The following is a 21,765-nucleotide window of genomic DNA, read 5'->3' as shown; positions in this document are numbered from 1 at the left end:
GATTTCTGACGTTCAGGGGTGATCATCCAAGCTGGAAACAGCTTTCGGGATGCATTCTGAGAGGAGTGAAAGGATATCCGCATGGGTCTCAGTGTCAGCGAGGAGATCGTTGCGGACCTCGATCATCACATAAGGAAACGCACCGCTTTCAAGATGCTTTTCGATTGTGTGCAGCACCCCATCGACCGGCGCATAGGGCTGATTGAGCTGAACATTGTACCGAGTGCAATAGGTGGAATGATATTGCAGTGCCGTTGACAGACGATCATCCTCTGCATGCAGATAGCCAATGTCCACCGATCTTTGCTTGCCGTTGAATACCGGCGTGAAACTGTGAACCGTTACAACAACGGGATCGATGCCGTTGTCGCGTTTGAAGCGCAGGACGTCAGACGCCGCTTGGTGAAACGGGTGATAAATTTCTTCCGCACGAGCTAAGCGCTCTGCTTCTGTAATGTGCTCATTACCGGGAACGTCACACACTTCGGTGCGATGCGGCATCGCGCTTGGCGCATCCGGAGGCCGGTTGCAATCATAGATCAGTCTGGAGAAGCGGGCCGCCACAAGCGGTGCGTTGAGTGCTGAGCTCAGGCCCGTCGCCAGATCTCGCGCGCCGGGATCCCAACCGATATGGCTGGAAAGCTGATCTTCGGGCAGACCCAGATTATCTAGCCGCTCCGGCACCTGGCTCGAAGCATGTTCGCAGATCAGAACAATCCGACTGTCGCCATAGGGATTGATGATCTCAAAAGGCGCCCCGTCCCTGATCGTCAGAAGTGCCTCGTCTTGCTGAACAAGAGCAGCTGGAGCGCTCATCGACCCGTCCCTCCCGAAGAAAGGATGTCGAGCAATTCGCGATGAAGTTCAGGCGTCGCGGCCGAAGCAACCTTTCCGTCCGAACCGAAGCCGAGCTTGTTACCGTGCCAATCCGTTATGATGCCGCCTGCCGCTTCAATCACTCCGGCCAGCGGGAGGTAATCAAAGGGCTTCAGATCGTAGTCGACAACACAATCTATAAATCCGGCGGCCATCATCGCATGGGGATAACAATCGTAGGCAAACCGCCTCGTTTGGCCTGAACTGACGAGTTTCGCATGAACTTCGGGCTCGTTAGCGAAGAGCTTTTCGCCTTCGTTAATGTAGAGAATAGCTTCTGACAGGCTGGTCTTGCCTGAACAACGGATTGGCGACCCATTGAGTGTCGCCCCTTGGCCAGGCTGTCCAAGATGGGGTTATCGGGTTCTCGCTGCAAAAAGTGACGCTAAGGAAGTTGTTCTATTTCAATAGCTTGCGATCGCTGTGTTAGGCAACTCATTGATTTAATGGGATTTCCAGCTTGACCCAGTTTTACCGTCAGATTTGGCCTTTTAGGCGAGCCTCTACAGGCGTCTGGATGAGCCGGTGTCTTTGGTCACCCAGGTCAAAGGTGAAAATCCCGCGCATGTTGATGTGCTTGAAGTTTACAGGGGCAATGCTGGCGAAGGCTGCCATTGGGTAGGTTCCGGATGTCCCATCGAGAAATTTCTGCATCTGAGCTGTGTTCCATGCCATCACAGCATTTGTAAGCAGAGCGAGGCCGCCAGATATCGCCTTTATTTGCTCGCGGGAGCGACCGCGTTTTGCAGTGATAGCCCCATTGTGAAGGGCCCTTTGCAATTGATGAACCGACTCTCCTTGGTTCAATAGATCCAACATCTCTTGACGGAAAGCCAGATTGCCCAAGTAGTCGCAAAGATAGATCGTGCGCAAGATTTTGCCCAGAGCCGTGCCGCATTCATATACAGGATCGCCCCGGCCGGCAGCGCCATAGCGGTCGAGAACATAAGTGGCCTGGCACCATCCGCCGTCCACCGATGCGGCAAGGCGGACGAGACCGTCCCAGCCATTTTTAACTTTAGCCCCCAGAGGTACGCGCTCCGTTACCGGTTCGAGCACCGGCGGAATGTCCAGTCCACGCGGAACGAGAAGCTTTCTTTCACTCAGATTTGCCATGCGTGGACAGAGATCAAGGCCAAGCAATTTTGCCAATGCCATAGCAAAGTGAGTAAAACCATGCGTATCGACAGCAAGCTTCTCAAGCTCGACATGGCTTTGCCTCAAGGCTCCCTCTATCGCAACGCCGGCTTGTCTGCGGTTCAGGACGATTGGCTGGTCATAGATAACGCTCCACTGATCGAGAACGTGTGTATAGGTTCCAACTGCGTAGCTCCGGCGCCTTGGATCCAAACGGGCGTTCCAGAGATGACGGGTGGCATCGAGACTGGTCATGTCCGATGATGCAAACAACCCGGTTCCCCAGGCCTCTGCTACCTCATGCGATCTGAGATATTGAACGATGGCATCATTTGCTCGACGCAGGCGCTGATCCTCTTCGATTAGCCTTATCATGGATCCCACGGCTTCTTCCGAAAGCCCTGGCACCATCCGCGTGACCTCTGCGGCGGTCAGGTCTGTTCCAAGAGCAAAGACGGCGCCATACAGTGTGATCAGCTCTCTCTCATTTCTTGGGCTTCGCCCCAGCAGCAACCAGGAAAAGCGCGTCTGACTGTCGATCTCAACTAGCAAATCAGGCAATTGTATGAGGCCGGACAATTCAAAGATATCGCGCCTGATGCGACCAACGTCCTCGTCTTCCGGATGAGGCTTGGCCCGCGGAATGCGGATCCGATTTTGTTCTATCGTGATAGCCCCCTCCTCGATTGTTTTGGCAAGTCCGTAGAGAGAGCTCTGCGCGACATCACGCAGCCGACGAACATAGTTATCTAGTGACGGCGGCACTCTGAGGTGACGATAAAGGCGTGCTCGTTCCTTCTCCCATACAGTGCTGGGCACCAATAGATTCTCAGCGCTGCGGTAACTCAGGCTTTCACCGAGAGCAGCCGTGCCGTTCCGCAGAGAGCGTTTAAGTGTCAACATTGTAGCGGCCTCAAATGCAGCCATCGCAGCCGCTGGATTCTCATCCAGGATCAATGTGTCCCAGATATTCGAGAATGGACTGGTGGTGCCTGGTAGTAGAACGCGACCGTCCTTGTCATAAACACTCCGTATTGAATTCAATGCGGCCTCGAGTGGATTTGATTCAGCGATTTCAAATGGCAGTTTGGCTGCCCGCTTCATCAATGCCCGTAGGCGTCCCCTGAATCGGCTGAGTTCGTGCCGTGCCACTGCACTATGATTGCGGACATAGTCCGGTGTCTCAAAGGGGCCGATTAGCGCCGATAGTTTCGCTCTCAGTTCCTCCACAGTTATGGATTCATCGTCCGCGAGTCTGCGAAGGTCTGGGATCAGCCGTTGATAACGATCAATTTGCTCAAGTTGTCGATCGCGCGCCCTCTGTTGTGCCTGACGCCACAGATCCGTTGCGGAATGATCGAACAAGTTGATGCAAGAGTCTGTGACTTCCAATTGCAGCCAACGCAGAAAGCAAACCAACTCAATTGTCCGGCGCGGCTCCTTTAATCGGGTGAGCGCCGCGGGACGCCGGCGGGTCATTGGCCGGGCATAGAAATAGAGCCGTGATAAAGACACCTTTTTCAGGGGCAAGCATTCTAGCCTTAGTGCCGCCAGAAAATCGAACTTGTCAAATTGGTTTGACACATCTTTCTGTGTCTTGCCCTGGGGCGGCTCTCGCAACCACTCAAGGACTGTTCTCTCCCCACCTTCGTGGCGCTGCAGAAGCGCCTCTCGCCATTCCGTCAGTGTCGCTGCATTGACGGCGGTCATGATGTCTTTTCCAAGACGTGTCTCCGCATGACGTAGCGCAGCGCGGACAAGGGAATTTATAGGTCTTGCGGCAGGGGCAACATAGCAATGCTGGTAAAGCCAAGTACGGGCTTCTAGTGCAAGTGCGTCTGGGCGAAAAGTTGTCTCGACGCTCTTACGTAAGAACGCTGTCAATCCCCGCTCGGCATGCCGCGTCAAATTCCGAAACCCGATCGATTGCATAGAGATACGTTGATGATCGAATAGAGTTCGCCGGCGCCGGTAGAGCGCTCTGATCGATGCAAGTCGCGGCGGCACGATATGAAGCTGGGCGCCAAGGTGATTTAGGACGTCCGGCGGCACCATCTGGAAAGAATTGAGGAGCCGCCCCGTCATTCGCAGAAACCCGATCTGCAAAGCAACGCCCAGACGATTTAACGGGCGCCGTCTCGTCTTAACATGCGCTAACTCAGCATCGCTGAGCGTGAAATAGTGTTCGACTTCGACAGACGACAATGAGGCCGGAAAATGACTGAAGCCAAGATACTGTTCGTGCCAACGCTGCATTTGAGCTCTCCTTCAAGCGAAGGATAAGCCAGCTGATCATAGAATCCGAAAAAAGCTTGAGATCCTACAATTTCAATGAGTTAGATTCGGTGGCCTGGCGTAACCCATTGAAAAGACCCTATTTCCTTAGCGTCACTTTTTGCAGCCAAAACCCAATAACCCCGGCACGGGCTCTTCTTCGATCAGTTGCTTGACCTTGAGCGAAGCGAGTTCACTCCGCCGGCGGCCGCCTGACCCAAAAGCCACCAACAGCAAAGCGCGGTCGCGCAGTGAAGCAGGACTGCCGTCCCTACAGGTGTCCAAGAGATCTTCCAGAACACTCCGGGTGATCGCTCGGCGGCTGTTTCGTTCCCGCGGCCGATCGGCAGCTTTTGCCGCGCGCTTAACGGCTTCACGTAAGCTCGGGGACTCAAATGGCCCCTTCTCTCCCCGAATCCGGTGCAGAGTCGCCCAACTTGATAGCTTCCGGCGCGCCTGCGGCCCCTCGGTCCGCAGAAGGCCCCGCGTGCGCAGTTCCAATTCAACATTCTCCGGCATCCCGTGATCCGGATTCCGCGCGCGCTCAGCTGCATCGTAGAGATGATGCGCCACATATTTCAGAGTGAGTGATTCCGGTGCCGGCCAAGATAGAGCCTGATCGGTTGCCGCCAGGCACCAGGCTTCCAGATAGGCGAGGTCCGAGGTTAGCGCTCGCAGCGAGTTTTCCGGTGTCCCCTTGCGTGCCAGATGCTTCAGGGTGTTGAGATCCGCTTCGGTGAGCAGATCAGTGACCAGATCCTGCCGCTCGAAGGACACCACGGATATCAGCGCACCCAGGCGATCGCTCGGGTCCTGGTTTGTCTCGGTGCTTCTCTCCGCGTCTTCGTCTGTGGCCATGGAGTCCCTGCCCTCGCCTTAGTGCTCGGCCCCCAAAGTGGCGCCCGCCGCAGGCGGTATTGTAGAGGATTCCATCACTTACGATAAGGGTTAATTATCGTAAGTGATAGACATCAACTTGAAAAGCCCTCTGTACTGAAAGTTAATGGTGAGTTAACTTGTTTTAAAGAAGATCACGTGAAGTGTGTCAATGAGTTATGCGATTCCAACCAACCTTCCCTGGGACAAATTCGTTGGGGCTTGGGAAGAAGCCGAAGAAGCGCTTGCGCGCCTGGATCAAGCCTTAGCATCAAGTGCGCTCAAAACCGCTTGGTTGCGCAGAGCCGACTTCGAGGAGGCCGCGGCAGCCCTCTGGCTCGAAGGAGATCTCGTCCCCCTGGAAGACCTAGTGCTCGATGACGCCAACACCAATGCGCGTGCTCCCAGTCATGAACTCTTTCAAGCCCGATCGATCCTACTCCTGCGACGTCGTCTTGGTCGGCAAGAGCCTTTAGATGCATTGAAACTCGACGGGCTCATCTCCCTTCAGGAAACCCGCGACCAGGTCGACGAAGCCGCCCGGGAAGACACCATGGATCTGCTGATGCAGGATCCCGATTGGCTTGCTGAGACGCGCCTGGAAGACTGGCTCTACATCTTACCCGCCTTTGATGCCTTCCCTGCCCTGCCGGCCACGGCGGTCGCTCTGCATGCCTGGAACCATATCCAACCCTTCCAGCAGCGCAATGAAACGATCGGCCGCCTGCTCGCCCCGCCCCTGCTCTGGCGGCGTCAAAAGATCGATGGTCAGGCGCTCTGCCTCTGCGTTGGTTTGAAGGCCCTTAGATGGTTCGATAGACCCGTTGTTCCCTTGGAGAGCTGGATCAAGGTCTTCTGCCGGGCCGTCACCCGAGCGGCCCAGGATGGCCTCAAGCGCCTCCAGGAGCTTAGCCTGGCCCAAACCCAATTGGCCCGGCGTCTTGAGGGCCGCAGGAAATCGTCGCGCCTACCGGCCCTCGCAGAGCTCATTCTGGAAGAGCCCTTAGTCTCCGCGCCGATGGTGGCCAGGAAGCTGGATATGAGCCAACAAGCTGCCGGCACACTCATTGAGGATCTCGTCAGCACTGGCGTCGTGCGGGAGCTGACAGGGCGCTCGCGTTTTCGGGCTTACGCTATCGCTTGAATCACAGAAGAAGGTTTAACCCGTTCCTGGAACACGATGAACCTCTAGCAGACTTGAAAAGAGACGCTTGGTGTCAATGGTACAGATATGTGCTGAGAAGTCGACTTTGGCGATATTCGCGAACTGGCTAACGCCATCTTAGTTCAATCGATAAAGCACCGTTATCACCCCTTCAAATGGCTCTATACGAACTCAAATTTCAACTTGTTTCAGAGTCGACCCGCCTCAACTAGGCCCGAACTCACACCTTTGTTGGCCTCTAGATCATCGCCTTCAAATTGTGACTTCGCCCTCAAGCAATACTTTTGCCTGACAACACGCAATTCGTGACCCTAAATGTGAACAATGGCTATCGTTAGTCTTGATGAGTTTTGACCGCAACTCAACAGTTCGGTGTTAACGGTACGCTTGCTCGCACATCAATTCTCGGCAGAGACGTTGGTTTTCATACATCCAAGGATCCGGCGAACCGAAATGCGCGAAAAATTCGAGCTCAAGAAACATATTCTTGTTAATTAACAATGTGATATGCCGAAATTTCCCATGGGAAATTTATTTCGCGCCGATTGCGTCAAATGCCGTGCCGCACGCCTGCAAAAACTCCTTTTTTGTAGCGCCGGCTTTCGGTCTCAACTCCATAGAAACAGTGCTGCCCCCTCCCCGCTTCACTTTTAGGAATACGCTGCCGTCATCCGTCCTGTACTCGTCAACTGTCTGAGGCGGCGCTTTCTTAGTGTGCTGTGCCGCACCAGCTTTTAGTCGCGCAATAACCGACACGCCATCAATCAGACTACGTCCCGCCTTTCGAAGCTCTTCTTGCTCCTGCGCAAGTTTCCCCGCAACCGCGAGAACCCTTCTCTCCTGGTCCTTTGTCCGCAACAACGGTTTAAGGGCCACAGCGTGTCTTGTCTTAAAATCAACGTGACTGGCATAGGCACCAACGATCTCCTTCGGCAATCTAGCAAGATCGAGGTACTTTGATAGCCAGCCCTCGGAAACACTCAGCCGCTGTGCCATGTTTTTTTGCTTGCCGCCATAGAACCGATCTAAGGCCCCGAGATAATCCAACGCGCGTTCATAATCGCTAATGTCCAGGCGGTCTCGGTTTTCGACGTCACTGAGTCGGAACGCCTCTTCATCAGTCAGACTGCGGATCTCAACCATGAACTTATAGTTCGGGTAGTTATTGGCCCGAAGATAGCTGATCGTCCAATGGCGTCTCGCGCCGCAAACCACTTCATACTTGTAATCTGGGTCGTTTGTGAGTTCGCGCACAATTGCCGCAAACTGCTGCCCCTCTTCCGCCTTGATGCCATCAATCAAATCCGCGCAGTTGGTTTCGTTCAACTCGGCATATCGACGATTATGGTGCGGCCACATCTTGCAAATTACGGGATCAACCATCCTGACAGTCTTTTCCACCAAGTCTCCTGAGACTAGGTCATTTAGATGGTGCCCTCTCTGAAAAAGCCTCGGTGTTTGCTCTGGTCGCGCGGTGCGCTCGATCTTTTTCGGTCTTTCAGGACGTGTATCCAGACCTTGGATCGCAGCATTGATCATATCGTCCGTAGACTTTGTTTTGGCCATGAAGCGTTTCCTTATAGATAGCCTGCGCGTCGCAGATCTGCTTGGTGGCTATGCCATGTCTTACGCACCAAAAGCTCCACTGCTTCGTTAACCTGATCAAGCGATGCACGGCACCGCATATTGACTTCCCTAGATGTGATCGGTGCTGCGAGTTCGTAAACCGACATCATTCTTGCCGCAGCATTCCTTATTTCGGTGCTAGATTTCAATCTTGGTTCAATCATCTGAGCTCCGAAGACCGCGCTCATCATGGTCAAAATCTGAGAATCAGCCCTATGCTGCTCGCTGGTCCGAGTCGCAAGAACCCGAATGAACTGATATTCCCTCCGCAAACCTGCCTTGTTAAACATGGTCAGGACATCGCTCAACATTTCCAGAAAATGGGCCGTACTACAGAAGTCAACAGTGCTTGGTGGAGTAGGAATGATCAGCGCGTTTGCTGCTCGCAATGCGCTCAAGCTAATCATTCCAAGGGCAGGAGGTGGATCCAATAGCACAACATCATAGTCCTGAGCGATGTCTTCAACGCCGATTCTCAATCTATCCATCATCATGAAGTCTTCGCGGAAGGCTTTGGCCGCAATAGTGTACTCAGTGTCATAAAACCCAAGGTTCGATGGAATTAGGTCGATTCCATCCCAGTACGTTCGGCGGACTGCATAACGCAGGTTGTTCTCTCCACCTGGCTCCAAAAAATTCTGGAGCGTTTCGTCATCTCCGACTTCAAGATCAGGGTTTAATCCAAACATCGTAGTTGTAGATGCTTGACTGTCGCAGTCAATGACAAGTGTGCGATAGCCTTTCAACGCTAAGTGCTGGCTTAAGTGCGTCACAACGGTCGACTTTCCAACACCGCCTTTAAAGTTCTGCACAGAAATGATGATTGGGGTGTCTTCGGCCGATCGACCTGGCCTGGTACCAAAAACATCGCGCATGAGGTTTACTTGTTCTAGCGAGTATCCTAATCGCCGTCCGCGCTCATCTTTATCCTGCTCTGGTAGTTTTCCCGCGTTTTCCGCTTTTCGAATAGACTCTAAAGACCGACCGACCATTTCGGCAGCTTTTCCTGGCGCAAAGCTTATGTCCAATCGCTTTGTTCGATCAGGCGTAAACACTTGCTCCCGAAGCCCTTCAATAATCGTCGACGCTCGATTGCTCAACGCTTTGACTTCCGCGAGTGACGGAGAATCGATTTCTGCTCCTATTTCTTTCTGTCGCATATCAGACTGAATTTCTTTCTGGAGTCGCGATTCACGAAAGGTGTCGCTATAGTTGGCCACAAATGGTCGCATTTACGCTGTTGTGGCCAACAATGCCTGATTTGTTTTGATGTTGCAACGTGATAGCGTTTACTATAACTCTTGACCAAGACCACTATATCTCGTGGCAACAAGGCACGATTCGATGGCCAAACACACCAAATACCGGCCGACTGGGTATACACCGGGCGCCGACAATAAGGTTACCGCCTCTCCCACGAATCGTCGTGCTAGGATGGAATCTACACAAGCCTCTGCCTTTGGGACAATAATCGCTGATCTTGAGCAAGAAGTAGCGGCACAGCCCAAAACCGACGTTGCCGAAAAAACAGACTCACGACCCACCACGAGTTCTAACGTCAAGAATGTAGCGCCAATAACTCTCGCACGTCACCGGCGGAACCGCCCCAGCTCTCAATCAGTCGAAGAAGCACAGTTAGCTCTTTTCGAAGCAGAACGAGAAGGGCGGTTTTCAGCGAGCCCTCTTAGTCCTTCGCAGGAGTTCCCGACGATCCTGACAAGGATACCTATCTTTGTCCCAGGTAAGAGAACAACGCAACGCAGCCTCATGGATACAGAGAATGCAATACCATTCTCGACATCATGGGCGCGCGGCAAGAAATACGGCCCACCGTTGACCGTTTATGATGAAGACACGTTGATCGCGTTAACGCTTCTACGGCAAAATCAATTGATTGGTGCACCCGCTCAACTTCCAATTCCGATCGCAGACATCCATAGCCGGGTAGGGGCTACCGACGTCGCTGTGCATGTCGTACACTGCACACTTGCTGACATACAGGAACTTTGCGAATGCTCACAAGGCGGTCGCAATAATCAGCTGCGCATAGAATCTGTTAAACGTCTCAGTAACACAAAGATACAGATTGAGCGTAATATCGATCGCAATAGAGGTGTCAAAGGGACCTCGCTTTCTCTCATTGAAGTAGCGTGGCAAACTTACGAAGAAGACGCCGTTTTTCTCGCCCAATTCCCACCCATAATGGCCAAGTGGTTAGAAAACGAATACACGTTTATTGATCTGCAAGTCCGCAGACAGCTATCGGACACAGGGAAGGCGATTCATCGTTTTCTCTCCAGCCAAGGGCCTAAGTACGAGATAGACGCTCGAAAGCTGATGCATACGATTGGCTATATGGACGAGTACAAGAGTTTCATGCGTAAACTCCGAGCCACCATGGAGAAGCTTGGCGAAGCTGGTTGGCTAAGCGACTATGAAATCGTCGGCACTGGCCGACGAGTGCCACAGAAACTCTGCATTCAGAGATCATCGTCTCACAAACGTATAGACGGCAAAGACGTCGCTTAAATCTCCAGATTGCGATTGAGGGTAGTTCTGTACCATTGACACCGAATCGGATTCATTCCGTGTTTCATGCCGTTAGTACAGCGATCTCAATAACCGTCCAATTTTTCCGCTGTATCTTTAACACCAAACAATTTTCATCATCTTTACAAAGGCTTATGCCGTAATACCGGCTTGACATCAAAAGAAAATCTTCTGCAATCGAATTAATCTGAGAGTGAAACAGAGCCACAATGTACGATCGACACCCAAGAACTTCTTTATTCGCAATATGCTTTGTACATTTAACACCGAACTTCTTTCGTCCAATCCGGTACTCACAACACTGAGATTGGTACGAAGGACACTGGGTTTTGTACGATTCACCCCTCAACTAGGTACAAATGACACCTATCTATGACTCGATAACACCTAACGCTGTACCTATAGCACCCAGTCATTTCCGAAATGACCTGCAATCTGTTGTTTTTATTATATAATTTTCCAATAGGGAAATTGGGTAGTCCTCATTTAGTCATTAAAAGAGTCATCATCGAGTTCGAACCTTATTTTTATTTCAACCTATTTTTATGGACGGCCGTCGGCGGTTCTACTTCCATGAGGAAAGAACCTAAAGCAGCTCCCGATAGCGGTATAAGATAGCCGCCGTTTCCAGCAACTTGAGCTGCTCAATCTTCGAAAGCAATACATCAGCATCAATCTCTGGCACGTTAAATCGCTCCCGCATCTTGCGTAGCGCCGCAATCGCCTCAATGCCGGCTAGGTCAAGGGCATCTGCCAGAAAATGGTCCAAGCCGATAGCCTCAATCTCGAATTTTGCGAGGTCGTCTGAAGGAAAATCTCTGAGGTTGTCAGTGACGATTAGGGCTGCCCGGGTTTGTATGGCCGCAGCAAGTACGTGCCGGTCATGGGGATCCGGAAGCGTGAGTGCGTCAATCAGTTGTTCGTAGTCCGTAACCAGAGCTTCTGGAAAGGCGTTTTCCATGTTCGCTCGTTGACGAATTGCACCTTCCGCATCGTCATAGCGTTTTATGAAATATCGCTCAAATTCATCGAGAATCTGTGCGGACCACCGAGGTCGATAGAGACCAGCCTCGGCGAGACTGAGTAAAATATTCCGGGTTAAAGCGCCTGCAATGACGTTTGCGTCGAGAACGACAGTGAAACGATCCGCTCTGTCGGTCAAAGAAATGCATTCTCAGCGTCATAACGAGCCATATCGGAAAGCGCATCATCGCGATCTCCATCTCTCTTGGCTTTGTAAGTGAAGAGATTTTCAGCTTTGATCCTGCGATGCCGGCCCGTCTTCGTGAAGGGGATCTTTCCGCTTTCAAGAAGCTTGATCAAGAAGGGCCGGGATACATTCAAAAGGTCGGCCGCTTCCTGTGTCGTTAGTTCGGCATCCACTGGCAAAAGCCGGAAACCTTTGCCGCTTGAGATCAACCTTAGAATTTCAACAAACGTACTGGCGATCGCCGGCGACAGAACGACTTCCGCAGGCTTGTTCTGACCCAATGCGAGTTTAAGTCTTGCGGGTTCATCGTCTTTGATCAAACCAGACATGATCGAGAGGAGCTGGCCGGCGCTTTCAGTCTCGATCGCGGTCGGCATACGCTCCGAGAAAACATCCTGTAAAAGGGCTGACATGCTTAAACTCCAAAAATCCGCAGAGATATCTAACAATATTCAATATATGTAGCTGTATCTCTAAACGCAATAAACGAATTATACGAATTAATCGAAGCAGATTAAATTTTTGATAATCCGTCTACATGTGGCCCGCAAAAACTGCGATGGGGCAGGGTGAAAAGGGGATAACTCTACCCAGCTGGCAATGCGCTCACACGACGCAGTTCTTCTGTAAGTGCTCGAAACCGGCGCCAGTTTTCATCCGTTGGGTGACTGGCGAGCAACTGCTTTGCTTCCTCAAGATCATCACTAAGCGAGCGCAGTGTTCTAAGACGATCGAACAAATGCTGAATACCATGACCCGCAATCTCAGTTTCTTTGGCCTCTTCGGCAAAGCTATGGACCTTGAGCAAACGATCGGATTTCAATCGTTCCACAAAGGAAGCAAGACCGCGGCGTTCAACTTCGTTCGCCAGGGTTTCGGACTGCATAGCTTCCTCAGCGGAAGCAGTTTCCAGAAGGGCTGATTGGAGTTCTTTGGCTTCCTTTCCGGGAAAGGTGATTGCGGCGAGAGCTTCATGACAAGTGGTGAGCAGGGCAGGGTGGTTCACGAGCACGAGGAGAACCAATCGTTCCAATGTCGGCGCCGCCGAGGAAACGGGACCTTGGGGAGAAGGTCCGACTGTAGGCTTTTTGCCGTGTTTGCCGTTTCGTCTCGGCCGGTTACTCGTCGGACCGCTACGCGACGGAAATTGCATTTCAAAAATTTTGGCGAGGCGACCATTGTAGTCCCGTTGATATAGGCTACGGACGCCAGGATCCCGGATCTCTTGGATCTGGTCGTTGACGGCCCTCCGGAAATCAGCGGCGCGCTCAGGCGTAGAGTAATCCGACGGTTCCACCAAGGCTTGCCATAACCAGTCGGTGAGAGGCTGAGCAGACTCGATCAGCGAGCGCAAGGCTTCATTGCCTTGGCTTTGTACCAAGCTATCGGGGTCATGGTCGGGAGGAAGTGTTGCAATCTTCAGGGAATGGCCAGCGTACAAGCCGGGTAGGGCGCGTTGCACCGCTCTCGTCGCTGCCCGCCGCCCCGCAGTGTCGCCATCGAAGCAGAGGATTGGCTCAGGTGCGATCTGCCAGAGCATCGCAATTTGAGTTTCCGTCAGAGCTGTTCCAAGGGGTGCTACGACTTGATCAAAACCGGCCTGGGTGAGGGCAATCACGTCCATGTAGCCTTCGACCGCGATGACTTCTTCGTGCTGACGGCCGGTCTTCTGAGCTTGATCGAGGTTGTAGAGAGTCGCGCCCTTTTTGAAGATTGGCGTTTCGCTTGAATTGAGATACTTGGCCTTGGCCTCGCCAAGTGCTCTACCGCCGAAAGCGCTCGGCCGTCCGCGCCGGTCGCGGATTGGAAACATCAAGCGATCGCGAAAACGATCATAGAGCGCGGGTTCGCCAGCGTCCGCTTCACCGCAGAGACCAGACGCAATCAGTTCTTCTTGGGTGAAGCCCTCCTGCTGTAGATAGTTGGTCAACTGATCGCGGTCTGTGGGAGCGTAACCCAGGCCGAAACGTTGGGTGGTCTCAGATGTAATTCCGCGTTTGGCTAGATAATCGCGGGCAGCTTTTCCGGAATCGCTTTCCAACTGGCTGGTAAACCAACGAGCCGCAGTGGCGTTTGCTGCCACGAGTCTGGCATTTGTGTCTTCGCGCTGCTGATCTTCTGGGGTCGGCTTCGGTATTTCAACGCCCGCTTCCTGAGCGAGCTGCTCCACTGCTTCCGGAAATGCGAGTTTTTGATGGTTCATTGCGAAAGCGATGATGTCGCCGTGCGCGCCACAACCGAAGCAATGATAGAAACCCTTCGGTTCGCTCACAGTGAAAGATGGGGTCTTTTCATTGTGAAAAGGGCAGAGGCCCGAATGTTCGTGCCCGCGCTTGGCGAGTTTGACGTAGCGGCCGATATAGCCTGCCAGATTCACTCGATTGCGAATGTCATCCAGGATGTATTGAGGAATCGTCACGCGTAAAGAATCCGGCTCATCAGTTATGTTCTCAAGGTAGGGCTAGAGGGGTGAAATGGCAAAGGGCTGGTGAGAGTCTGCTTTGTGTGTGAAATACAAAATCGCAACAGATTTTTTGTTGGCACTGAATCGACCGAATCGGCGATGAGTGATAGCCTTCGTTTGCTAGCATGACATCGCCCGTAAGATATCACGGCCTGGGCAGTGAGGATGTTGTAAGTTTGTGGTGCGAGTTGAGATAGGGTCTAGGCGTTTGACAATGACAGCTGACAACCGCTCACGCGAAAGGGAAGGGGCCTCTTGATGCAACCGAAAGAAGTCGATGATGACTTCGATGCTTTGCTGTCGGGTCTACCGAAGAACACCGAAGCCGAGCAGGCACTTCTTGGTGCCTTACTGTTCGACAATCAGGCCTATGAAGACGTCGCGTCTTTTCTCAATCCCGAGCACTTTGCCTTGCCCGTGCATGGGCGCATTTATGACGCAATTAGGCACCGTATTGACCATGGTCAAGAAGCCTCACCCATCACGCTCAAACCCTACTTCGATGATGATGAGGCCCTTAAGGATGTTAGTGGTGCAACCTATCTGATCCAGCTTGCAGGCGAAGCCGTTTCGGTTATCTCCGTTGCGGACTATGGACGTGAAATCGAAGACCTTGCGATCAAGCGAGATCTCTTCCGGGTTGGCCGCGATATGACGCAGGAGGTTTGTAAACCCGAGATCGAAGTTTCCGGCCGCGATCAGCTCGAGCAGTTCGAAGCCGAGCTCTACAAGCTCGCCGATCATGGCCAGAATGACGTCGTTAGTTTTCTGCAAGCTGCTGAGGTCGCCGTTGAGGATATCGAGCGGGCTCGTCAGTCAGGATCTCATCTCACCGGCATCACGACCGGCCTCACGGCTTTGAATAAAGCAACAGGTGGCTTCCATCCTGGTGAGTTGGTGATCATTGCCGGCAGCACATCGATGGGTAAGACCTCGCTCGCCGTCGATATTGCGACCCGGGCTGCGCAACGCTATATGCGGGATTTGGCGGATGGCGCTGATCCGACCGAAAACGGCGGTGCTTCTGTTGCGTTCTTTTCTCTCGAGATGTCCTCGAATGAACTCGCGAAGAGGATCCTCTCCTCGGGCGCAAAGGTGAACCTTGAGAAGCTGCGCAACGGTCAGATCTCTGCGCAGGAAACCCTCCGTGTCGCTCGTGCCGCGGAAGAGAACGCGAAACTGCCGCTTTACATCGACGACACGGCATCCATGACGATCTCTGGCTTACGCGCGCGCGCCCGCCGGCTCATTCGTAAGAATGACGTTGGACTAATCGTCGTGGATTATCTCCAGCTCTTGGAAGGTACTAATCGCCGGCAGAGCGAGACGCGAACACAAGAAGTCTCCGAGATCACGAGAGGCCTCAAGCTGCTCGCCAAGGATCTTCATGTTCCGGTCATCGGGTTGTCGCAGCTCAGCCGGGCGCCGTCGCACCGGGAGAACAAACGTCCCCGGTTGGCGGACCTGAGAGAGTCCGGATCGATCGAACAAGACGCAGATATGGTGCTCTTTGTGTATCGCGAAGAGTATCATCACCAAGCCAACAAGCCTGACTCAGGCTCTGCAGACTACAACGAATGGCTTGATAAGTTGGATCAGTTGCGTGGCAAGGCTGAGGTTATCATTGGCAAGCAACGTCATGGCGCCACTGGGACGGAAGAGGTTTTCTTTGAAAGCGAGATTACCAGCTTTTCTGATTTGGCGCGTGATCTGATGGATGGTTGACCATTTTGGAAGCAGAGTGTTGTCCAAAGGGTAACGTAGATTTTGTTGTTTTTGTTTCACGTTTGTATCCATCAACTCCGTGTTTTTGGGTATTTCTGGATAACGTTTCAGGTATCTAGTCGTAAAACTTGAATTTATGGATATTTATGGGTGCATATACGGGTATGACCCTTAAATCTGACAACCTTCTGATTACTCCTAAAATCCTTTCCCTGATTGCCGAGATCGATGCCACGATGAAGAGGGTCGCCAGGTCCTTGGAGTCTTTCGGGCAGCTGTGAAGAGTCCCGATGCTGACATTGGTCTGTTCCCTCGGCGCCTGGTTCGCGGGCAATCCCTTCTTCCTTAAGGGCCGAATCTGGTCCTGTCCTGGTCCCGTCGATACCCCTCTGTCCCGCTTTATTCCGCTGCCCGGCGGGCTTTGCATCGCGAAGCAAGAAACCGTGCCGCTGGGGTGCTCCCTGCGTCCGCCCCTATCGGGTTCAACATGTCCGGGTCTGGCCCTTTTCGATCGGCATCGAAGGGAACGGCCCTTTGAACCAACGAAAGGACAGACCAATGCCAGCTATCGGATACGTTTCACGCAACGACAAAGGCTTCAAAGGAAACCTGAAGACACTCAGCATCAAGGCTCCGATCGAGTTCATCGTCAACACTAGCAAGACCAACGATAAACAGCCTGATTACATCGTTCTGGTGGACGGCGTTGAGGTCGGCGCCGCCTGGAACCGGGTCTCAAAGCACAGCGGCAACGACTATGTCTCTCTGCAGCTCTCAGCTCCCGAGTTCGGCCCCCGCAAACTCTACGCCAACCTAGGCCAGGCTGCTGGGCAGGATGATCCCGACACCTTCGGCCATCATCTGGAATGCCGGCGACTGACGTCGCGAGGCTGCCCACAGGCAGGGCGACCCCTTCCCCTTCTGAGTGAGATCCTAGAGAGGACGATTTTCGCTATTCTACAACCAAAGCAAGTTGTTGATTTATTGCCATTTAGTTGTTTTATCCACAGATAATTATCCTTCTGGTGGCTATTGCATCTTGCTGGTGACTTTTATGTGTCCTAACCTAGGGCTGTAAAATCGAGTCGGCGTAATCGTCAAAAAGATAAAGGAGCGTAATGGGTTACGCTTTTGTTTCGCAATCTTTGCGGGATGCTCTCTTGCGACCTAACGGCAGAGATCTCTGCGGCGGGTGCGAAAATGCGGCGTGTCTGGCTCGTTCGGCGGTGCCGGTTCCTTTGGGAGCCGGCTTTTTTGTGACCTGAAGCCTTTTTCAGGCTCCGGTTTTGTTTGTGTGCGTGGTTTTCTTTTGGGGGAATGGCCGATGAGTTCGGTATCTCGTCTACTGTCGTTTGGATCTAAGTCTGCTGCGGGGCAGAGGGGTTTGCTGTTTTCAGCGGTCGCCGCAGCCTCGCTGCTGATCGGCGGCGCGTCCGCTTCGGCACAGACGACGGTCGCGGGCGTGACCCCCGGCGCCATTGCAGTAGATGAGAGCGGTTCGGCCAACTACTCCATTCCTCTTTCGGTGCCGCCTGGGGTGGCGGGTATGGCGCCGAGCCTGTCGCTGATTTACGGCAGCCGGGGCGATAACGGAATTCTGGGAGTGGGCTGGTCCCTGGGCGGTCTCTCGGTGATCCACCGCTGCGGCAAGACCACGGCGCAGGATGATGTCATCAGCGGCGTGGACTACAGCGCCAACGACCGCTTCTGCCTGGATGGCCAGCGGCTGGTCGCGACTGATGGCACCTACGGCGCGGATGGCACTGTCTACAGCACTGAGCTGGCGTCCTTCTCCAAGATCGTCTCCTACGGCACGGCCGGCAACGGGCCGGCGCACTTCAAGGTCTGGACCAAGTCGGGCCAGATCATGACCTATGGCGATACCGCGGACTCCGCTGTCGAGGTGCCGGGTCAGAGCGACGTACGCTACTGGTCGGTGAACCGGATCGAGGACCGGGTCGGGAACTATCTAGACCTGGTCTATGCGGAAGACACGACAGCGACGAGCACGACGGAGAACACCCACAAGATCACGCGCATCAACTATGCGGGCAACACGGTGGCGGGAACCTTGCCGACGGCATCAGTGCGCTTTGTTTACGAGCCTAGGACCGATACCCGTGTGCACTTCATGGCCGGGGCCAAGACTCAGACCCTGGAGCGCCTGAAAGCGATTGAAACCTATGCGACCTTCGGCGCGGTCGATACGCTCGTGAAGCGCTACGACATGGCCTATGAGTACGGCTTGGCGACCGGCCGCTCGCGCCTGACGTCGCTGACGGAATGCGACGCCAACGGCAACTGTCTGGAACCGCACAGCTTTACCTATAATGGCAATCCGACTGGCTATGTGTGGAGTAGTCAACCGTCACGCGCGGCACCCTACGTTTTTTCTGATCTATATTCGAACGTCGTCTACGGCAATTTGAGTGATGTCAATGGCGATGGTCAGATAGATATGGTTGTCGGAACGCGCAGAAATAACGGGGCGGTTGTCACGAGTACGCGAGTCAGTACCACAACCGGTTGGGCGACCGAACCCGGTTATAATCTTCCGAGTTCGGGTATCATTCGCGAATTTAAGAACGGCAGAAATGAAGTCTGGGGGGAGCTGGTCGATGTCAACGGCGACGGTCTGAAGGATTGGGTCCGGGCGCATCGCACCAATGGCGTCAATTATAAGCTCACTTATCTTAACACCGGCTCCGGCTGGGTCTACACACCCGCTTATAACCTGCCGAACCCGATTGAAAATTACACCGCCAAAGTCAGGCATGGCGATTTTGTCGACGTTAATGGCGACGGTCTGGTGGATTGGGTACAAGCCTTCAGGTATAATGGTGCCAATACCCAGTCCACCTACTTGAACACCGGCTCAGGCTGGCAATACACGCCTGCTTATAACCTCCCTGGTGTCATTTCCTCCAGTCTGTATCCGGGGGCGCGCTATGGTGAGTTTGTTGATGTTAATGGCGATGGCCTCCCGGATTGGGTGAAGGCATTTCGCCACAATGGCGCCAACCAGATCGCGACTTGGCTTAACACGGGCTCTGGCTGGCAGCTGGACACCGCATACAATTTGCCGACCGTCTATTACCACCTCTCACCAGCTCTGAGGACTGGCCAGTTCATCGATGTTAACGGCGATGGCCTTCAGGATTTTACGCAGGCTTATCGCTACAGCTCTGGAACCTATTATCTGCACACCTGGTTGAGCACAGGTAAGGGGTGGGAGTACAGCGCTGCCTACAACCTGCCGTCGGTTCTTGAGAACGGGTTTTACAAACGAACGGACGCACAGTTCGCCGACTTGAACAGTGATGGCCTCCCCGACTTCGTGGTGTCCTTTCGCTCAGCGGCGGGGGGCGTCGCCAAGATCGCTTATCTCAATACCGGGTCCGGCTGGAAGTTGGATCCGAACTTTGAACCTCCAAGCGTATTGTATGATAAGAAACGGAACGTCTATCAGTCCCAACTTGGGGATGTTGACGGCGACGGTCTGGTGGATTGGATCCGGGCGACCCGCAGCGCATCCGGCGTCTACACTATCAACACTTGGGTGAATGCGCTTGGCACAACCGACCTGATGGTCTCCGCCGAGGACGGTCTGGGCCGTGTTGCGTCGATCACCTACAAGCCTTTGACGGACGACAGCGTCTATACCAAGGGCAGCGGTGCGACCTTCCCTGAATCTGACATCCAGGCCCCGATGTACGTTGTTGCTTCGGTGAGCCAGGACGACGGTCAGACCGCCCCGCCCGGTGGCGTCGAGGGCCAGGCGGTCATCAACTACAGCTACGCGGGCGCCAAGGTGAACACGCAGGGCCGTGGCTTCCTGGGTTTCCGCACAGTGACGGCGCGGGACGCGCAGACCGGGATTCTAACCACAACGACCTATAACCAGACCTATCCCTTTACCGGTCAGGTGGACAGCAGCGTCACGCGCCTGGACAACGGCCTGGTGGTCGATCTGGTCAAGGAGGTATCCAGTACCTACGCCAGCAAGCTGATCTTCGATGGCTCTTCGACGAATCAGCCTTCCGTCCTCTTCCCCTATGCGGATAGTTCGACCTCCAAGGCCTATGAGATTGCGCGCCAAGACCTGCAGAGCAATCAGGTCGCCGGCTTCCTGGTCTCCAGCACCACCACCACCTCGACCTACGATGATCTCGGCAATGCCCTGAGCATCACCCAGTCGGTCACCGACGAGACCACGGGGGCGACGGCGGGCCAGGTCTTTACGACCCAGACCGCCAGCCTCTACGACAACGACGAGGTCAACTGGATCCTGGGGCGGGTGACCAGCACGACGGTGACCAAGTCTCGGCCCGGCGCGGCCAACCAGAGCCGCAAGTCTGCCTGGGAGTACAACGCAACCAACGGCCTGCTGACCAAGGAAATTATCGAGCCGGATATCGCGGCTCTCAAGGTCACCACCAGCTATACCTACGACAGCTTCGGCAATGAGACCGCAGTGACGGTCAGCGGAACCGGTGTCACCTCCAGATCTTCCACTACCAGCTACGACACGAACGGCCAGTTCCCGCTCTCCAGCGCCAATGCGCTGAGCCATAGCGAATCCATGGTCACCGATGCCCGCTTCGGGGTGGTCACCAGTCTGACCGGGCCCAACGGCATCACCACCACCTGGGAATACGATGGTTTCGGACGCAAGACCAAGGAACTGCGCGCCGACGGCACCGAGAGCCGGATCACCTATGAGCTCTGCGGTGTGGGTTGTCAGGATGGCGCGGTTTACAAGATCACCTCTCAGGACTTCCTGACGGCCGGCAATACGGCGCTGAACACGCCCTCCGTCCAGTACTACGACAAGATGAACCGTGTGTACCGCACGGAATCCATCGCCTTCGACGGCGTGACCAAGATCTACGTGGATACCAGCTACAACCCGCGCGGCGAATCCCACATGGTCTCGCGGCCCTATTTCGCAGGCACCGCCGCGCTCGACATTAAGTGGGCCACGACCCACTACGACGATCTTGGCCGGCGCATGAGCGTGATCGCCCCGGACGGCGGTATCCAGGTCTTCGACTACGGTGGGCTGACGACAACGGTCAACAACGCCCTCAACCAGAATATGTCCAAGACCCAGAACGCCATCGGCGAGCTGATGACGTCGACGGACAATCTGGCTGGAACCGTCACCTACAGCTACGACGCCTACGGCAATCTGCTGCAGACCAACGCCAACGGCGTGCTCACCACCATGACCTACGATCAGCGTGGCCGTAAGACCGGCATGGTTGATCCTGACATGGGCACCTGGTCCTACAGCTACAACGTGCTGGGCGAGCTGATCTCTCAGACCGATGCCAAGCTGCAGGTCGTCACTATGGCCTATGACGTCCTGGGCCGCATGACCAGCCGTATCGAGACCGAGGGCACCACCACCTGGACCTACGACAGCGCCACCAAAGGCACCGGTAAGATCCATCAGGTCTCCGGCCCCAACGGTTACCTAGAGGTCGCCAGCTACGACAGCCTGGGACGCCCGGACACCACGACGACGACCATTTCCGGTACGGTCTACACGACTTCACTGACCTATGACGCCCAGGGTCGTCCGGATACCATCACCTATCCTTCCGGCTTTGCGGTGCAGAACAACTATACCGCCAATGGTTTCCTGGGGTCGGTCTCCGAGATCCTGGGCGGCACGGTCTACTGGCAGGCCGACACGGTCGACGCAGAAGGCATGGTGACCCAGGAAACCCTGGGCAACGGGGTTGTCACCAACCGGGCCTATGATGTCGCCACGGCCTTGCTGGATTCCATCCAGACGACCCACAACGGCACCTCCATTCAGAACCTGAGCTTTGTCTTTGATACCCTGGGGAACCT

General features: G+C 54.2%; 13 protein-coding genes and 1 pseudogene. 5 read left to right on the top strand and 9 right to left on the bottom strand.

What is annotated here, in order from left to right:
- Positions 1-12: 12 nt before the first annotated feature.
- The 4 genes and pseudogenes from QMZ18_RS35785 to QMZ18_RS35770 form a co-directional block, all read right to left on the bottom strand.
- Positions 13-816 carry an N-formylglutamate amidohydrolase gene (locus tag QMZ18_RS35785; protein WP_282611244.1) on the bottom strand — a complete coding sequence of 268 codons (804 nt, stop codon included), beginning with the start codon at positions 814-816 and terminating at the stop codon, positions 13-15.
- Positions 813-1,211: pseudogene (locus QMZ18_RS35780) on the bottom strand (inositol monophosphatase family protein); the annotation flags it as partial. The gene QMZ18_RS35785 and the pseudogene QMZ18_RS35780, both read right to left, overlap by 4 nt.
- A 142-nt stretch (positions 1,212-1,353) precedes the next feature.
- Positions 1,354-4,269 (bottom strand): Tn3 family transposase, encoded by a 2,916-nt coding sequence (locus QMZ18_RS35775; protein ID WP_282611243.1) that lies wholly within the window; start codon positions 4,267-4,269, stop codon positions 1,354-1,356.
- 132 nt (positions 4,270-4,401) lie between these two features.
- Positions 4,402-5,145 carry a hypothetical protein gene (locus QMZ18_RS35770; protein WP_282611242.1) on the bottom strand — a complete coding sequence of 248 codons (744 nt, stop codon included), beginning with the start codon at positions 5,143-5,145 and terminating at the stop codon, positions 4,402-4,404.
- 190 nt (positions 5,146-5,335) lie between these two features.
- Here QMZ18_RS35770 and QMZ18_RS35765 point away from each other — a divergent pair, with 190 nt between their 5' ends.
- On the top strand, positions 5,336-6,307 hold the full coding sequence (locus tag QMZ18_RS35765) for a DUF1403 family protein (RefSeq protein ID WP_282611241.1): 972 nt from the start codon (positions 5,336-5,338) through the stop codon (positions 6,305-6,307).
- Positions 6,308-6,859: 552 nt separating this feature from the next.
- Here the strand turns inward: QMZ18_RS35765 and QMZ18_RS35760 are convergent.
- The gene (locus QMZ18_RS35760; RefSeq protein WP_282611240.1) at positions 6,860-7,894 is read right to left on the bottom strand and encodes a ParB/RepB/Spo0J family partition protein; all 1,035 of its coding nucleotides are present in this window, start codon (positions 7,892-7,894) and stop codon (positions 6,860-6,862) included.
- Between the two features lie 11 nt (positions 7,895-7,905).
- A complete protein-coding gene (locus tag QMZ18_RS35755) occupies positions 7,906-9,174 on the bottom strand; it encodes an AAA family ATPase (protein WP_282611239.1) in 1,269 nt (422 codons plus the stop codon).
- Between the two features lie 124 nt (positions 9,175-9,298).
- On the opposite strand from QMZ18_RS35755, the gene QMZ18_RS35750 reads away from it, so the two are divergent.
- Positions 9,299-10,483, top strand: coding sequence for a hypothetical protein (locus QMZ18_RS35750; protein WP_282611238.1), 1,185 nt, complete (start codon positions 9,299-9,301; stop codon positions 10,481-10,483).
- 607 nt (positions 10,484-11,090) lie between these two features.
- Here QMZ18_RS35750 and QMZ18_RS35745 read toward each other — a convergent pair.
- From QMZ18_RS35745 to dnaG, 3 genes are all read right to left on the bottom strand, one after another.
- Positions 11,091-11,666 carry a PIN domain-containing protein gene (locus QMZ18_RS35745; protein ID WP_282611237.1) on the bottom strand — a complete coding sequence of 192 codons (576 nt, stop codon included), beginning with the start codon at positions 11,664-11,666 and terminating at the stop codon, positions 11,091-11,093.
- Positions 11,663-12,127, bottom strand: coding sequence for a helix-turn-helix domain-containing protein (locus QMZ18_RS35740; protein ID WP_282611236.1), 465 nt, complete (start codon positions 12,125-12,127; stop codon positions 11,663-11,665). Before QMZ18_RS35740 ends, QMZ18_RS35745 begins: the two co-directional genes overlap by 4 nt.
- A gap of 173 nt (positions 12,128-12,300) precedes the next feature.
- Positions 12,301-14,133, bottom strand: coding sequence for a DNA primase (gene dnaG / locus QMZ18_RS35735; RefSeq protein WP_282611235.1), 1,833 nt, complete (start codon positions 14,131-14,133; stop codon positions 12,301-12,303).
- Between the two features lie 303 nt (positions 14,134-14,436).
- Between dnaG and QMZ18_RS35730 the strand changes: the two genes are divergently transcribed.
- The 3 genes from QMZ18_RS35730 to QMZ18_RS35720 form a co-directional block, all read left to right on the top strand.
- A complete protein-coding gene (locus QMZ18_RS35730; protein WP_282611234.1) occupies positions 14,437-15,903 on the top strand; it encodes a replicative DNA helicase in 1,467 nt (488 codons plus the stop codon).
- A 558-nt stretch (positions 15,904-16,461) separates the two neighbouring features.
- Positions 16,462-16,917 carry a DUF736 domain-containing protein gene (locus tag QMZ18_RS35725; RefSeq protein ID WP_282611233.1) on the top strand — a complete coding sequence of 152 codons (456 nt, stop codon included), beginning with the start codon at positions 16,462-16,464 and terminating at the stop codon, positions 16,915-16,917.
- A gap of 310 nt (positions 16,918-17,227) precedes the next feature.
- A partial coding sequence (locus QMZ18_RS35720; RefSeq protein WP_282611232.1) for an FG-GAP-like repeat-containing protein occupies positions 17,228-21,765 on the top strand: 4,538 nt, incomplete at its 3' end.

The sequence above is a fragment of the Pelagibius sp. Alg239-R121 genome (assembly GCF_947331435.1).
Lineage (GTDB): Bacteria > Pseudomonadota > Alphaproteobacteria > Kiloniellales > Kiloniellaceae > Denitrobaculum.
This window is presented reverse-complemented; position numbering and strand designations above follow the sequence as displayed.

Excerpts from the sequence above, each read along its gene's own strand:
- QMZ18_RS35785 (WP_282611244.1), bottom strand. The coding sequence starts at position 816 with ATGAGCGCTCCAGCTGCTCTTGTTCAGCAAGACGAGGCACTTCTGACG.
- QMZ18_RS35775 (WP_282611243.1), bottom strand. The coding sequence starts at position 4,269 with ATGCAGCGTTGGCACGAACAGTATCTTGGCTTCAGTCATTTTCCGGCC.
- QMZ18_RS35770 (WP_282611242.1), bottom strand. The coding sequence starts at position 5,145 with ATGGCCACAGACGAAGACGCGGAGAGAAGCACCGAGACAAACCAGGAC.
- QMZ18_RS35765 (WP_282611241.1), top strand. The coding sequence starts at position 5,336 with ATGAGTTATGCGATTCCAACCAACCTTCCCTGGGACAAATTCGTTGGG.
- QMZ18_RS35760 (WP_282611240.1), bottom strand. The coding sequence starts at position 7,894 with ATGGCCAAAACAAAGTCTACGGACGATATGATCAATGCTGCGATCCAA.
- QMZ18_RS35750 (WP_282611238.1), top strand. The coding sequence starts at position 9,299 with ATGGCCAAACACACCAAATACCGGCCGACTGGGTATACACCGGGCGCC.
- QMZ18_RS35740 (WP_282611236.1), bottom strand. The coding sequence starts at position 12,127 with ATGTCAGCCCTTTTACAGGATGTTTTCTCGGAGCGTATGCCGACCGCG.
- QMZ18_RS35730 (WP_282611234.1), top strand. The coding sequence starts at position 14,437 with ATGCAACCGAAAGAAGTCGATGATGACTTCGATGCTTTGCTGTCGGGT.
- QMZ18_RS35725 (WP_282611233.1), top strand. The coding sequence starts at position 16,462 with ATGCCAGCTATCGGATACGTTTCACGCAACGACAAAGGCTTCAAAGGA.